Source organism: Rheinheimera sp. SA_1, from assembly GCF_001669775.1.
In the GTDB taxonomy this organism is placed as follows: Bacteria; Pseudomonadota; Gammaproteobacteria; order Enterobacterales; family Alteromonadaceae; genus Pararheinheimera.
In genome coordinates, this window is the sequence record NZ_LXWK01000017.1 from 37,287 (window position 1) to 52,632 (window position 15,346).

At 49.6% G+C, this 15,346-nt stretch carries 14 protein-coding genes; 1 reads left to right on the top strand and 13 read right to left on the bottom strand.

What is annotated here, in order from left to right:
- Position 1: 1 nt before the first annotated feature.
- The 3 genes from mazG to rlmD all read right to left on the bottom strand — a co-directional run bounded on the left by mazG (position 2) and on the right by rlmD (position 4,494).
- Positions 2–847 carry a nucleoside triphosphate pyrophosphohydrolase gene (mazG, locus tag A5320_RS15780; protein WP_068066975.1) on the bottom strand — a complete coding sequence of 282 codons (846 nt, stop codon included), beginning with the start codon at positions 845–847 and terminating at the stop codon, positions 2–4.
- Between the two features lie 92 nt (positions 848–939).
- Positions 940–3,132, bottom strand: coding sequence for a GTP diphosphokinase (gene relA / locus A5320_RS15785; protein WP_068066976.1), 2,193 nt, complete (start codon positions 3,130–3,132; stop codon positions 940–942).
- 3 nt (positions 3,133–3,135) lie between these two features.
- Positions 3,136–4,494 (bottom strand): 23S rRNA (uracil(1939)-C(5))-methyltransferase RlmD, encoded by a 1,359-nt coding sequence (gene rlmD / locus A5320_RS15790; protein WP_068066979.1) that lies wholly within the window; start codon positions 4,492–4,494, stop codon positions 3,136–3,138.
- A gap of 124 nt (positions 4,495–4,618) precedes the next feature.
- Here rlmD and barA point away from each other — a divergent pair, with 124 nt between their 5' ends.
- Positions 4,619–7,423: a two-component sensor histidine kinase BarA gene (gene barA / locus A5320_RS15795; RefSeq protein WP_068066982.1), complete on the top strand. Its 2,805-nt coding sequence runs from the start codon at positions 4,619–4,621 to the stop codon at positions 7,421–7,423.
- Positions 7,424–7,503: 80 nt separating this feature from the next.
- Here barA and A5320_RS15800 read toward each other — a convergent pair whose 3' ends face one another.
- The 10 genes from A5320_RS15800 to lepB form a co-directional block, all read right to left on the bottom strand.
- Complete coding sequence (locus A5320_RS15800; RefSeq protein ID WP_068066985.1) at positions 7,504–8,040, bottom strand: ZrgA family zinc uptake protein; 537 nt, start codon at positions 8,038–8,040, stop codon at positions 7,504–7,506.
- Between the two features lie 18 nt (positions 8,041–8,058).
- Entirely contained in the window at positions 8,059–8,685 is a 627-nt protein-coding gene (locus A5320_RS15805; RefSeq protein WP_068066991.1) for a DUF1826 domain-containing protein, read from the bottom strand.
- Entirely contained in the window at positions 8,685–9,893 is a 1,209-nt protein-coding gene (gene zigA / locus A5320_RS15810) for a zinc metallochaperone GTPase ZigA (protein WP_068066993.1), read from the bottom strand. Before zigA ends, A5320_RS15805 begins: the two co-directional genes overlap by 1 nt.
- On the bottom strand, positions 9,890–10,267 hold the full coding sequence (locus tag A5320_RS15815; RefSeq protein WP_068066999.1) for a MerC domain-containing protein: 378 nt from the start codon (positions 10,265–10,267) through the stop codon (positions 9,890–9,892). The genes zigA and A5320_RS15815 overlap by 4 nt, the downstream gene beginning before the upstream one ends.
- Positions 10,268–10,577: 310 nt before the next feature.
- The gene (gene acpS, locus A5320_RS15820; protein WP_068067002.1) at positions 10,578–10,958 is read right to left on the bottom strand and encodes a holo-ACP synthase; all 381 of its coding nucleotides are present in this window, start codon (positions 10,956–10,958) and stop codon (positions 10,578–10,580) included.
- Complete coding sequence (gene pdxJ, locus A5320_RS15825) at positions 10,958–11,689, bottom strand: pyridoxine 5'-phosphate synthase (protein WP_068067005.1); 732 nt, start codon at positions 11,687–11,689, stop codon at positions 10,958–10,960. The genes acpS and pdxJ overlap by 1 nt, the downstream gene beginning before the upstream one ends.
- A 28-nt stretch (positions 11,690–11,717) precedes the next feature.
- Complete coding sequence (recO, locus tag A5320_RS15830) at positions 11,718–12,431, bottom strand: DNA repair protein RecO (protein ID WP_068067008.1); 714 nt, start codon at positions 12,429–12,431, stop codon at positions 11,718–11,720.
- A 2-nt stretch (positions 12,432–12,433) separates the two neighbouring features.
- Positions 12,434–13,339, bottom strand: coding sequence for a GTPase Era (era, locus tag A5320_RS15835; protein ID WP_082971861.1), 906 nt, complete (start codon positions 13,337–13,339; stop codon positions 12,434–12,436).
- Position 13,340: 1 nt separating this feature from the next.
- Positions 13,341–14,015, bottom strand: a complete 675-nt coding sequence (rnc, locus tag A5320_RS15840; RefSeq protein ID WP_068067015.1) for a ribonuclease III — start codon at positions 14,013–14,015, stop codon at positions 13,341–13,343.
- Positions 14,016–14,303: 288 nt separating this feature from the next.
- Positions 14,304–15,227 (bottom strand): signal peptidase I, encoded by a 924-nt coding sequence (lepB, locus tag A5320_RS15845; RefSeq protein ID WP_068067018.1) that lies wholly within the window; start codon positions 15,225–15,227, stop codon positions 14,304–14,306.
- Positions 15,228–15,346 lie beyond the last annotated feature (119 nt).

Below are 15,346 nucleotides of genomic sequence, written 5' to 3' on the forward strand. Positions count from 1 at the left end.
TTTAATCCCGGCCTGACTTTTCGAAGGCTTTGGCCTGTTGCCAGGCAGCTTCCATTTGTTCCAGGTTTGCTGAGCCTACCGGCGTGGTGCTGCCCGCAAGCTGCTGCTCGACACTGCGAAACCTTCGCTCAAATTTGGCATTGGCCTGGCGCAAGATCCCTTCCGGCTCCAGACCATGTTTTCGCACTACGTTCACCAGCGCAAACATTAAATCGCCGAGTTCATCGGCAAGCTCGTCTGAGCCCGGCGCTGTTTGCTCGACTTCCAGAATTTCTTCTTTCACTTTATCCCAGCAACCATCCACCGATGGCCAGTCAAAACCGACACTGGCGCAGCGTTTTTGTAGTTTATAAGCCCGGCTGAGCGCCGGTAAGCTAGCAGGCACGTTATCCAATACACTGTCTAAACCGGATTTTTTACGTTCGGTACTTTTCAGCGCTTCCCAGTTTTGCAAAGCGCTTTGGGCGTCAGCAACCGCGCTATTTGTCGCAGTTGCTGTTGTTTCAGAGCCGTTTGCTTCAGAGCCTTCAACTTCAGTCCCAGCAGCAAAAATATGCGGGTGACGCCGGGTTAACTTGTCGCAAATGGCCGCCACACAGTCATTAAATTCAAACCGGCCTTGCTCAAAGGCCATCTGACTGTAAAACACCACCTGGAACAATAAATCGCCGAGCTCGTCTTTTAAATCGTCCAAATCACCCCGTTCAATGGCGTCAGCTACTTCATAAGCTTCTTCGATGGTGTATGGCACTATAGTCTGAAAAGTCTGGGCTTTGTCCCAGGCGCAGCCCTGCTGTGGGTGGCGTAAAGTCGCCATAATGGTGAGAAGTTGATCGATAGAAGACATTGATTTAGATCCGCGGGTTGAGAGTTTAGACATGGGGTCAGAGTCAATTGTTAACAGATTTCTGTTAACAATTGACTCTGACCCCACACTACTTAATGCGAACGCTTCGCCTCAATCACATCATCAATCAGACTGACTTTGGTCAGCAATTTATTCAGTGAATCCAGGTTATATAGTTCCAGCGTCATATTGATAATGGCGGTTTGGCGCGCGACATCGGAATTACTGCTCATCCGCAGCACATTGGCTTTTTCATTGGCCAGAATACTGGTGATATCACGAAGTAATCCGTTACGGTCGTGCGCCACGATGCGAATCGTCACTTCGTAGCCAGAGGCATATTGGTCGCCCCAGGTCGCTTCGACCACCCGCTCCGGATGTTGCTCCTGCAGATTTTTAAACTGGTCACAGTCATCACGGTGTACCGCAATACCGCGGCCTTGGGTGATATAACCAACAATGGCGTCACCCGGTAACGGCTGACAGCAACCCGCCATATGCGTCATCAGATTACCAACGCCCTGCACCACCACATGGCTTTTCGCCGGAGCCGGCGCCATCGGTTTGGTAATAAGCCTAGGATCAATTTCCGGCGGTTCGGCTTTGGCGTACTGGCTTTGGATGTAATGCACGACTTGGGTGACTTTAATCTCACCGCCGCCAATGCCAACCAGCAATTCTTCCATCGAATTGACATTAAACCGATGGATAACTTTCACCGGTTGATCCAGCAACAAATTCAGCCGGTGCAATTCGGTATCCAATAACTCTTTCCCAGCGGCATAGTTTTTATCGCGATCCTGCAACCGGAACCAATATTGCACTTTAGAGCGGGCACGACTGGATTTTAAATAACCCTGATTCGGGTTTAACCAATCCCGGCTTGGATTGGGCTCACGGCCAGTCAGAATTTCTACCTGATCGCCGGTTTTCAGCTGATAGGTAAAAGGCACGATGCGGCCGGAGATTTTCGCACCAATACAACGGTGGCCGACATTGGAATGCACATAATAAGCAAAATCGAGTGGCGTGGAGCCAAGCGGTAAATCGACAATATCGCCTTTTGGTGTGAATACATAAACGCGGTCTTCAGTGACCTGATTTCGCAGCTCTTCTGCCAACGATGAATCGACCACCTCTTCCTGCCAGGCCAGAATTTTGCGCAGCCAGCCAATTTTTTCGTCGAGCGCCCCTTCACGGCCAGCCGGACCACCTTCTTTATAACGCCAATGCGCCGCGACCCCGAGTTCTGCATCATCGTGCATCTGTCGGGTACGGATTTGAATTTCAATCGGCCGGCCTTGCGGGCCGAGCACTACGGTATGGATCGACTGATAACCGTTTTGCTTAGGCGTGGCGATATAGTCGTCGAATTCTTTTGGCAAATGCTGCCATGAGGTATGTACGATGCCGAGAACGGCGTAACAATCCTGTACTTTTTCAGTGACGATGCGCACGGCGCGAATATCGTAGAGCTGGTCAAAGGCCAGGTGCTTTTTCTGCATCTTTTTCCAGATACTGAAAATATGCTTCGGTCGACCGTACACTTCAACCTTCAGGTTTTCGTCTTTCATCCGACTGAGGACACTGTCGACAAATTCCTGCATATAGTGTTCACGGCCAAGGCGTTTGTCTTCGAGCAAGGTGGCGATTTGTTTATAGGTTTGTGGATGCAAGTACCGGAAAGCTAAATCTTCCAGCTCCCATTTCAGCTGGCCGATCCCAAGTCGGTTAGCCAACGGGCCGAAAATAGCATTGGTTTGCTTCGCCGCCAGTACCCTGGTTTCTTCGTCAGCGTTTTTGACATCCCGCAGATAACAGATTTGCGCCGCCAGTTTAATTACCACCGCCCGCACATCTTCGACCATGGTCAGCAGCATTTTTCGTAAATTGTCGGCTTGCTGAGCATTAGGAGTTTGGCTGGGGCCGACCGGAATGGTACGGATCGCTTCCATTTGTTTGACGGCCGCCAACATCACCAATACCGGTGGATCAAACTGACTGGTCAGGGTGTCACAGGTCAGGACATCGGCTTCGACCAGCGGAAATAACAAAGCAGCGGTTAAGGCGTCTTTGTCCATCCGCAAATCGGCCAGAATTTCCACCATTTCCCAGCCGGTACGCACTTGCGGGCAGGTTTGTTCGGTCAGCGCATGTTGTTGCAACCATTGTTCGGCTTCGAGCAAACAATTGATTTTTTTCTCCGGCAAACCAAGCGAACTGAGCCAGGCTGTGGTTTCGCCCGGGTTGTATTCAGTACTGTGAGAATGCCGAACCGTGACCATAACTTACTGCCTCGTATGCGAAAATAACGCCATCAATTCCAGATGACTGGTATAGGGAAACATATCCATCATGCCGATCTTATCGAGCCGGTAACCCTTGGCCAATAACACTTTAGCATCACGGGCAAAGGTTGTCGGGTTACACGACACATACAATACCTGTGCCGGTTTTAACCGTGCCACTTCATCAATCGCACCCAAGGCACCAGCCCGCGCCGGGTCGAGCAATACTTTTTGGTACTTTGGCTGATTCCAGTCCGCTTTTGGCCAGGGTAAATGCAAATCGACCTGAGCGAAGCTGGTGTTATCCAGCCCATTAACACTGGCATTCTGGCTGGCCGTTGTCACCATTGCCGCCACACCTTCCAAGCCTACCACCATGCCAGCTTGCTTGGCTAATGCCAAACTGAAATTACCTATTCCACAATATAAATCAAGAATTTGATCGGTTTTTGCAGGTGCCAGCCAGGCAATCGCCTGCTCAACCATCGCCTTGTTCACCACCGCATTAACCTGAATAAAATCGGTGGGCGCGAAGCTTAACTTTTGACCATTGGCCAGCTGATAAGTTGGCGTGCGTGGTGGCGCTTTGGCCGAAGCAGTTGTAACAAGCTCCGACCAATCACTGAATTGATCAGGCTCAGCTTCGCCAATCCAGCAAGCTTCTGGCCAGGCTTGTTGCAGTTTTTGCTGATCAGCCTCCGGTAGCGGCCGGATGTGCCGGACCACCACAAAAGCCTGGCCGTCGGCATCCAGCACTTCAACATGGGTCACGGCCGAGCCTTGCTTTAAAGTAGGTAAAGTTTGTTGTAGCACAGCGAATACCGGCGCGATCACCGGGCTTAACACCATGCAGTCAGTCACTTCGGTGATTTCTTTACCACCGGCTTTTCGAAAACCTACCGTAAAACTGTTGGTTTTTTTCTCAAACCAAACGCCAATTCTGGCTTTACGCCGATAACCGGCATCTGGCCCGGCAAGCACCGGCTGCCAGGGCAAATTCTCAAGTTTAAGTTGGTGCTGTAACTGCTGATCCAGCGCTTGTTGCTTTAAGATGCGGCTGTTCTCTGCACTGATATAGTGCAACTGGCAACCGCCACAAGTGCCAAAATAGCGACATTGTGGTGCGATACGAAGCGGCGAACTTTGCAGAATTTTGGTCACTTGCGCTTTTAAATAGTGTGCTTTTTGCTCGGTGACTCTGACCTTCACCCGCTCGCCAGGCAAGGCGCCTTCGACAAAACAAATTTTTCCCTGGTGATAGGCAATGCTCTGCGCTTCCTGGTCCCAACGCTCAATATCCAGCTCCGGATGTTGCGGCGAGGTAATAGCTTTAGCTTTTGATTTATAAATAGATACCATAAAAATTGGGCCTTTGAATGCACGATGCTTGCCGCTGGCTCCCCCTTAGGGCGATCATAGGTTTTTTGCTGTGCTTATGTCATGATGGCAATTCAGCTGACCATTGTAGCAAGCGGCAGACAAGATGACGAAGATTGGTTTACGCGATTGGATATTACTGATTACTTTAGTCCCGACTTTATTAATCAGCCTCTGCCTGGGTGGTTATTTCAGCTACGCCCGTTATCACGATTTACAACTGCACCTCGAAGATCAGGCCAGCAATATCGCCGAACCTTTGGCCATTGCCAGTGAACAAGGCTTGTTATCCGGTAATAGCCAACATCTGCAGCGGCTGCTCAATATCAGCCACCGTAAAAATTCGCCGTTGGTAAAAAGCATCGCCATTTTTGACCATAATCACCGCCTGGTCGTCACTTCTAACCTGCATAAAGACTTTGCCAAACTAACACCAACGGCAGACTCAGCCCCTTTAACACAAAGCCAGATTGACGATCATGGTGACTGGCTGATCATCCGGGTGCCGGTGAAGCTGGAAGCCAGCCATATCAACGAACTGGCGTTAGATTCAGCGACTCCGTCCAACGAACTCGGCCGTATTTTGCAAACTGAAGGGCAACTTGGCACCGTGGTGGTCGAGCTCCAGAAAGACAAAGTGTTGTTGGCGCAACAAACCTCAATGCTGGTGTCGCTGCTGATTATTCTGCTGGGAATGAGCATCGGGCTGGTGCTGAGCTTGCGGTTGGTTGGCCGGCTGACTTCGCCATTACAGCAACTCAACAACCAAATCGACAAACTGGCTGAAGGGCGTTTTACCAGCGATCTGGAGCTGCCGTTTTTTGGCGAATTGGATCAGATGCGCCTTGGCATTAATCAGCTCGCCATTGAATTAAAACGCTACAAAGATGATGTGCAGCACACCATTGATCAATCCACCAGCGACCTGTTTCACACCATGGAGCAGCTGGAAATGCAAAACGTGGCGCTGGATTTAGCACGGCGCAAAGCGCAGGAAGATAACAAGTTAAAATCGGAATTCCTGGCGAAAATGAGCCACGAACTGCGTACACCACTGAACGGCGTGATTGGTTTTACCCGGCAACTGCTAAAAACTGAACTGTCGCACCATCAGCTGGATTATCTCAATACCATTCAAAAATCAGCCAATAGTTTATTAACGCTGGTCAACGACGTATTGGACTATTCCAAGTTGGAAGAAGGCCGGATGCCGATTAATCCGGAGCCGTTTTCACTGCGCGATATGGTCAACGATTCGATTGAATTGCTGGCGGCCAATGCCTTTGAAAAACAGCTTGAGCTGGCGTTGTTGATTGATCCGGCTTGCCCGGACGACATTATTGGCGATCCGCTGCGGATCAATCAGGTGTTGCTGAATATTGCCGGCAATGCGATTAAATTCACCGAACAAGGCAGCATTGTGGTGAAAGTGCTGGCCACAGAGCTAAACGATGACAAAGTCACCTTAAAATTTTCGGTGCAAGATACCGGTATTGGTATTCCGGCGGCGCAGCAAGAGCAGCTGTTTTATGGCTTTTCACAGGCCGATGGCAGTGTTGGAAGGCGTTATGGCGGCACCGGTTTAGGCTTGTTTATTTCGCAGCGACTGGTCGAAGCAATGAACGGAACTATTGGCTTTGACAGTCAGCAGGATCAAGGATCAACCTTCTGGTTTACCGTGGTTTGTCGTCGCCATCCGCTGAGCGTTTCTGAGGCTTTACCGACGGCGGTGCTACAGCAAAAAACCGTGTTGTACATTGAACCGCAGCAGTTTTCGCGGGAAAGTACCTTGTCGTTACTCAATAGCTGGGGCATGCAGGTTTCAGCCTGTGCCACGCCAGGGCAACTGCAGCAGGCGCTGAGTCAGCATCAACAATTTGATATGGCGATTATTGGTCGCGCAGTTTCTTTAGATCAGGTCAATCAGTTGGTGGAATTAATCCGGCAGCTCAGTCAGTCTTGCCAGCATATCTATTTACTGGTCAATACCTTATCGCCGAACTTACGCGAAGCCCTGCTGCAAAGCGGCGCGCAGGCTTGTTTATCCAAACCGGCGCATCAGCGTAAATTGGCCACAGCTTTGGCGCGGCCTTATCAAAGCCAGTTCCCACTGCCTGTACAAAACATTCCACTGCCACCAAAAAGTCAGCTTAAAGTACTGACGGTGGATGACAACGACGCCAACCTCAAGCTCATTAATACCTTGTTACGTGATCTGGTCGAAAGCATCGATTCTGCCCACAACGGCGCTGAGGCCTGGCAAAAAGCCTCGCAGTCACATTACGACGTAATTTTTATGGATATTAATATGCCGGTGATGGACGGTGTCACCGCTTGCCAACGTATTCAGCAAAGTAGTTTGAATGAAGCGACGCCGATTATCGCCGTCACCGCACATACGTTGGATGGTGAACGGGAGCGACTGATGTCCTTGGGTTTTAGCGAGTTTTTAAGTAAACCGCTGGATGAACAAATGCTGCATTTTGCGCTGAAAGAGTGTTGTCCACATGTACCGCCGTTGCCACAACGGCAGCAAGAACAGCCGCCAGTGCAGACGCTTAATTTGCCACAAAGCCGGCAAATCGACTGGGAACTGGCGTTGCACTGCGCCGCCGGGAAAATTGATTTGGCTAAAGAAATGTTGCAGATCTTCCTGCAAAGTTTGCCGCCGACGCTGAGTGAACTGGAATTGCTGGTGCGAACCGAACAAGTCGAACCGCTCATTCAGTTAGTGCATAAACTACATGGCGCCACTTGTTATGTTGGAGTACCGCAGTTAAAGCAATTAACTGAATTATTGGAAACCGAACTAAAGCAGGGTAAAACAGTGGATCAGCTGGAGCCGGAATTATTTGAATTGCAAGACCGGCTGCAGTCGTTGTTGCTAGAAGCTAAACATTGGGTGTGGTGATTATTGCAATCTAGCAAGCTGTGATAGCTCAATGCTTAAGAACATTTCAATTGTTTGCAAAGGCCGAGCGCTAAAAGTTTTCATTCAATTTGAAGACGATTTGTCGTTGCAGTGAGTGTGGCAGACGATTGAGTCGTGTCCGTTATCCAGCTCGTTTCGATTTTCTGCAGTGCCGAAAACAGTGCAAACAACCTCACCTCAACACTCATTTGTGTAGTCAGGTTGGTACACTTGAATTGATAACTTACAGTTAAATCAGTATGTTGGTGTTCATTCTGTTTCGCAGCAGCACCTGTATCATTGTGCAACTGATGCAAATTTGATTGTTGACTGATCTGGGTACATTCGCCCCCAGTAATACTAAATACTTTTCCCCCTTCAGCAAGCAGCATTTCAGCTTGTTCAATACGTTGTTGCTGCTGCAGACTTTGCGCCTGATGTTCAAAACCGACCAAGTCGGCGGCGGTTACCAAAAAAGTAATTTGTAAGTCGCGGTCAAGTTTAATCAGCTCCATTTGGGCAACACCATGTTGATGAGCATGGTTTGCAGCAGCCTCGCCTGTAGTTGGCATCATTGGCGCCATAAATAACAACAATGTAAATGGGATAATACGCATTCAAACCTCTTGGTAAATTTAGTCGCCAACCGGATCCAAGCTCACCAGTAACCGGGGGGCAGTTGATTCGGGAGAGCGATGCCAGATAGCGCCGGCCCCATTGCCTTGCCAGGCAGAACCTTTTAGTAGCGCAACTTCTGCCGGCCGTAATTGTTGTGGGATTTGCAGTTGCCGATATAACCCAGGACTCTGCGCTTGGTTTAACCATTCAGTACCTGCGCCGACGTAAGTGACTAACAAACGCAAAGCAACATGATCAGTATGAAAACGCGGGCACATCGCCTGTTGCAGCAGTTTCAGCCGAAAACCCACGGCAGAACAATCCATCAGGCAGGTCAACATCTGACTTAATAACTGCAAATCGGCGATAAATTCAGTTTTACCCGGTGCGTCAGGTAACTTTTGTGCTAACAAAGCTGGCAGTTCTGCTGGCTCAACCACGGCTTGCAACTGTAAAAAATCTGTAGTGCCGGATGCTTGCAATGATGCTGCAACCAGGTACTGACTGTATGATTCGACGGCTGGATCGGGTTGACGCTGCCAAATCACCATATTGACGGTTGGTTCAAATATCTCAGTCAGAACCTCTGCATTGTCGCTTTGGCGTTGCTGCATGGCTGGCAATAACTGAAAAGCGGCTGGCATCAGGCAAATTCTGCCTGAAATGGATTGGGAAATAGCCGCCATGCTGCTGTCGACAACCCCAGCTCATCGTCGGTCAGCAAACATGCCGCTAACTGTTGCTGCATTTTTGATTGGTCCAGTTGTTGGCCAATAAACACCAGTTCCTGGCGGCAATCGCCATATGGCCCCTGCATCATCTGTTCGATCGCTTGTTGTGATTCTGCGTCCGCGGGCCATTCATCGATAGGCACCGCCTGCCAAAACAATCCGGCCATGCCATACCGCGCCATGCCGCCCGCCTGATGCCATTGCCAGGCATAATCAGGTTCATGGGCGAGCCAAAAATATCCTTTCGAGCGCAGCAACTTACCTTGCGGCCAATCCTGGTGCAAAAACTGATAAAAACGCTCCGGATGAAATGGCAAGCGAGCCTGAAAGGTAAAGCTGCTAATGCCGTATTCTTCAGTTTCTGGCTGATGCTCGCCGCGTAATTCTTTTAACCAGCCGGGCGCTTGCTGGGCTTTTTCAAAATCAAATAAACCGGTGCCAAGCACTTTATCTATGTCAATCTGGCCGTTCCTGGCCAAATAGATCTGAGCGGTGCTATTAAGTTTGCGCAAGATGGCCTGTAGCTCTGTGACATCGGCTGCGCTGACTAAATCGCCTTTACTCACCACCAACACATCACAAAATTCAATTTGCTCGATCAGCAGATCGGCGACACTACGCTCGTCGTCTTCGCCTAAACTTTCGCCTTTGTCCTGTAAGGATTGGGCTTCACGAAAATCTTTCAGGAAATTCAGTGCGTCGACGACGGTGACCATGGTATCGAGTCTGGCGATATCGGATAAGCTCTGCCCATCTTCGTGCTCAAAGGTAAAAGTTTCCGCAATCGGCAAGGGTTCAGAAATACCTGTCGATTCAATCACTAAATAATCAAACCGACCTTCGCGCGCCAACCGGCCAACTTCCAACAGCAAATCTTCGCGCAAGGTGCAACAAATACAGCCGTTGCTCATTTCCACCAGCTTTTCTTCAGCGCGATTAAGGCTGATTTCGTTTTTGACGATGGCGGCGTCAATATTCAGCTCACTCATGTCATTGACGATCACCGCAACCTTGCGACCCGCTCTGTTATTGAGGATCTGATTCAGTAAGGTCGTTTTTCCCGCGCCTAAAAAACCCGACAATACCGTAACCGGCAAGCGGTGATCAGTAACAGCTGTCATGATTGTTCCTTCATTGTTGGTTGCAAAAAATTGTTTAATAAATGCCGATTAAATAAATGAGCCGCGATTAGCACCAAGCCACCGGCAATTGCCAGCATTGGTTCGATCGCTTCAGGCACAAACAGCGAAAGTAACAACACGCTGAACCCGGATGCGCCCAATAACAGCGGACTCAGATTGCGGTGTTTAATCCAGGCAAGTGGTAGGCTCCATACCAGTACCAGACAGATCGGCGCCAGCAATAAATAGTGCACCCAGGCAGACTCAAACCACACGCCAATAGCCCCAACGCCCCCCAAAGCCAACAACAGAGGCGTCAACAGACAATGCAAAATGCATAAGCCCGACAAGCACACACCGAGAAAATCTTTCACTGGTTTTACCTTTTTGCTGACTGAGCATGAACACCATTAAGAGATGTTATACTATCACATTATGTCAGGCAACCTTTGCTTCTATTTGCAATTGCAAACAGCAACAGCCAGGGCTGCAGATAAATGATTGGGGTTCTGGCGTTTGATGGAATCGACGACGCAGCAACTGAAGGCTGCAGAAATAAGTGGGTATTCTTTTGTCTGTACGGAGGAATAACAAACAAGCGCGATGATTACTTTCATCAAGTTGAGTGCTATTGGTATTGCGGATACTGTTCTTTAGTGCAACCGGAATTTAACCAGAATCAATCTAGGCCGTTTCAAAAATCACTGTCGCGCAAGCAAAAGCTTGTTCGTCGGTGATCGACAACCAGGTCTTTTGTGCCCCCAGTTGCTCAGCCAAAGTTTTGGCAGCATCGGTGAGCGTCAATACCGGACGGCCAAATTCATCATTACTGACTTCAAAATGCTGGAACGAAATTCCGCGGCCAATCCCGGTGCCAAGCGCTTTGGATGCAGCTTCTTTGGCAGCAAAGCGTTTGGCAAAATAACGCGCTGGCTGGGCATGTTGCTGATAAATCGCCTGCTCATTTGCCGTTAACACCCGCTGCACCAAGCGCGGTGAACGGGCCAGGCTTTGTTCAATCCGGCTGATTTCAACTAAATCAGTACCCAGCCCAACAATCGCCATTAGCGACGCGCCTCCACCATCAGTCGTTTCATTTCTGCTACCGCCGGGCCTAAGCCGGTAAAAATAGCCCGCGCTATTAAAGCGTGGCCAATATTTAATTCATACATTTGTGGGATGGCAGCAATCGCCTGCACGTTATGAAAATGCAACCCATGACCAGCATTGACGATAATCCCCAGCGACGATGCATATTCAGCGGCAGCGCGAATGCGTTCCAGCTCTGCTTGTTGCGTTTTAGGGCAAGTCGCATCAGCGTAAGCGCCAGTGTGAATTTCGATATAAGGCGCGCCAGCTTTGGCGACCGCATCAATTTGCTTAAAATCGGCATCAATAAACAACGACACCAGAATATTTTCGGCCGCTAAGGTTTTGACGGCGCTGTCGATTTTGCTGAACTGGCCAACGATATCGAGACCGCCTTCAGTCGTCAGCTCCTGACGTTTTTCCGGCACCAGACAGCAAAACTCAGGCTTTAGCTTCAATGCGATACCCAACATTTCATCGGTGACACCCATTTCAAAATTCAGCCGGGTTTGAATGGTATCGCGCAGTAAAAACACATCACGATCCTGAATATGGCGGCGATCTTCACGTAAATGCACAGTGATGCCATCGGCACCAGCCTGTTCTGCCACAAGCGCGGCATGCACCGGCTCCGGATACTGACTGCCACGGGCCTGGCGTACGGTGGCGACATGGTCGATGTTGACACCTAAATAAATCGGTTGCATCAAAAAAAATCTCCGGCTAAAAATTGTATTATCGATGAAACAAAGCTCTGCTGGCTAACGGCTTATTCCCAAGCAACGGCTGCATTAAAGTGCGGCTCAGCTGCTTGGCCACCCGCAGTGCATCGTCGTGCCACTGTTGCCGGGCTATCGCTAGCAAACTATCACCTGACCAGCCTGAGCCGGATATCACCTGACCAACGGCCGCAGTACCGGTACGAATAAAACCCGCTTCCGGTTGCCATTGGTATAAGGCTTCAGCTTCGAGTGGTTGTTGTAGCGCGTCAAATTCTAAATCCACCGGCACTCCGAGCTCAGTCAGCAGTGCCAGTTCAAAATTACGTAGCACCGGTTGCAGCAAACCCGGATGCGGCTGCGCGGCTTCCAGTGCATGAATGCTGTGTTGATACAAGGCGAACAACTGATCACTACCAACGTCTTGTGGCCAGATACGGCACAGCAACTCATTCAGGTACATGGCGCTAAACAGAAAATCGCCCTGAAACTGCAGTGCCGGTTGTTGTTCTTCCAAAGCGCGGACTGTTTTGAGCTCGCCGCGACCGCTGAGTTGCACCGCCAGCAGCGCAAACTGTGGCCAGTGACTGCGCCCGCCTTGCTTTTTTCCGGGACGTCTGGCGACTGCGCGCAGCCGACCTTGCTCGGGCAATAACAAATCCAGCAGCAGCTTATCGTCGCGAAAGGCGATGCTATGCAGCAGGTAAGCCGGCGCAAAGCCTTGTAGCATTTTTAGTCTTCGCCGTAACCGAGACTGCGTAAGGCGCGTTCATCGTCAGCCCAGCCCGATTTTACTTTCACCCACATTTGCAGGAATACCGGCTGTTCGAACAAATCTTCCATATCTTTTCGCGCTTCACTGGCAATGGTTTTAATCCGCTCACCGGCTTTACCAATCACCATCCGTTTTTGCGTATCACGTTCCACCAAAATCAGCGCGGCGATGTGGTAGTGTTTTTCTTCCCACTTAAAACGTTCAATTTCAACGGTCACTGCATACGGCAACTCATCACCTAAAAACCGCATCAGTTTTTCACGAACGATTTCCGAAGCCATAAAACGTTGCGAGCGGTCGGTGATGTAGTCTTCCGGGAAGAAAAACTCACAAGGTGGTAATTGCTGCTGCACTGTTTCACGCAGCGCTGTCACGTTAGTGCCTTTTTCGGCGGACAGCGGGATAATCTGTAAAAATGACAGCTGTGAACTCAGCCACTGCAAATGCGGCAACAGTTCTTCTTTGTCTTTGTACAAATCGACTTTATTCACCACCAAAATCACCGGCTTTTTCGCCGCGATCAGCCGGTTTAACACCATCTGATCGTCTTCGACCCAACGGGTGCCTTCCACCACAAAAATCACCAGCTCGACGTCCAGAATTGAACTGGCGGCCGCTTTGTTCATCAGCCGGTTGATGGCGCGTTTTTCTTCGGTATGTAGGCCTGGTGTATCAACGTAGACCGTCTGATACTGGCCGACGGTATCAATACCAACAATCCGGTGCCGGGTGGTTTGTGGCTTTTTCGAGGTGATACTGACTTTTTGACCAATCAGCTGGTTTAATAAGGTCGATTTACCAACATTTGGTCGGCCGACAATCGCAACCAGTCCGGCAAAGGTTTCACCGCTGGTTTGAGGCATTTCAACTTTCATTTTTTAATTGTTCCAACACCAGCTGAGCACAATCCTGCTCGGCCTTGCGACGAGAACTGCCAGAGGCAATCACAGCGGACATCCCATCCACTGTACATTTCACGGTAAAGGTCTGATCATGCGCATCACCGAGGATTTCGGTCACTTCATACACCGGTAGCGGCAGACGCCGGCCTTGCAGAAATTCCTGCAACAAGGTTTTTGAATCTTTTTGCACGCCAGGCTGAATGCTCAGCAATCGGCTGCCAAACCACTGCAAAATCCGCTCGCGACAAGCTTCAGCACCACCATCCAGGTAAATTGCACCCAAAATGGCTTCGACAGCATCGGCCTGGATCGATTCCCTTCTGGAACCACCGCTTTTTAGCTCACCTGGCCCTAATCGCAAAAATTCCTGAATATTCAATTCCTTGGCGATTTCAGCTAAAGTCACGCCTTTGACCAGCGATGCCCGCATCCGGGTTAAATCGCCTTCACGGGTTTTCGGGAAATTCTGATATAACGCTTCAGCAATCACCAAACTTAAAATGGCATCGCCTAAAAACTCCAGCCGTTCGTTATGTTGCCCTTTGCAGCTGCGGTGGGTTAATGCCTGCTCCAGCAGCGCTTGCTGCTGAAACTGGTAACCCAGTTTTTTCTGCAATGGCACTAAAGATACTTGCATGCCTTTCCTTAAAATTACTCGCTGCAGCAATATACTGCCAGCTTGTCCTCTGCCCATATGTGGCGGAGGTTCAACCAAGAATGTAGTCACAGATTGCAGCCAATATTCACTGTATCAGCGTAGCTGCTGTGGCGCAGAATATCCTGTCCCAGGCCTGCCAAAAACAGGGGGAACCTGATACAACCAGCGATTTTTCGGCGCTGCTAAAATGCTGATCCCATCAATAACAGCGGCCAGCATTGCTGGCCGTTGCATACTTAACACAGATTTCAATAGCTGCGATGACGGTTATTCAATAGCGCCTAACCGTTCAAAACGAACACCAATCGGCACCCAACCAGGCACCCAGCTATTTGGATCTTCAGTGAATTCAAAGCTCATCCATTTTAGTACCGCTTTTCCGACTAGATATTGCTCTGGTACAAAACCCCAGAAGCGGCTGTCACGGCTGTTATCGCGGTTATCGCCCATCACAAAATAATGCCCTTCAGGCACGATAAACTCGCTGGTGGCGGTACCTGGCTGGCGATAATAATTGTGAATAGGTTCCGGCAACATGGCATTTTGCAAAATGTCATAAGTCACTGCGGGGCCTTGTTCAGTAAAGCGTTTTAGCGGATAAGGACCTAAAAAGAACTCGCCTTCCGACTTTAATTCCTGACGCATTGGTTCCAGGGTTGGACAAGGCTGCGCTGCCGACTTATCGCAAGCTTTTTGGATGTACAACTGCTTGTTTTTATACACAATACGGTCACCCGGCAAGCCAATCACCCGTTTGATAAAATCAACCGTAGGCTGTTCAGGATATTTAAACACCGCCACGTCGCCATGATCTGGTTTGCCGGTTTCCAGCAAAGTTTTCCGCCAGACCGGATCTTTTACATCGTATGAGTACTTCTCAACCAGAATAAAATCGCCAACCAATAAAGTCGGCATCATTGAACCGGATGGAATTTGAAAAGGTTCATATAAAAATGAGCGGAAAATGGTGATGATCGCAATCAGCGGGAAAATCGACTGCGCCGTTTCAGCAATGTAAGACTGCGGTGCAATCTGTTGTTTCACTTCATCGGTAAGCTTGGCCCCGGCAGCAACTTCTGCCTGTACCAGTTTCACTTTACGTTTTGGTGCCAGTACCACAGCATCAAACAACCAAATCAAACCACTGCCAATGGTCAGTGCGACTAAAAAAATTGCAAAATACCCTGCCATGAAAAATCCAATCCTCGTTACTGTTCAGAAGTTACTGTCTGGAATTCGGGAGCTTACCGCTGATTTGACCTTCGCGCTGCCATCAACAGCGCATTTTATTGTTACCAGCTGTAACCAGA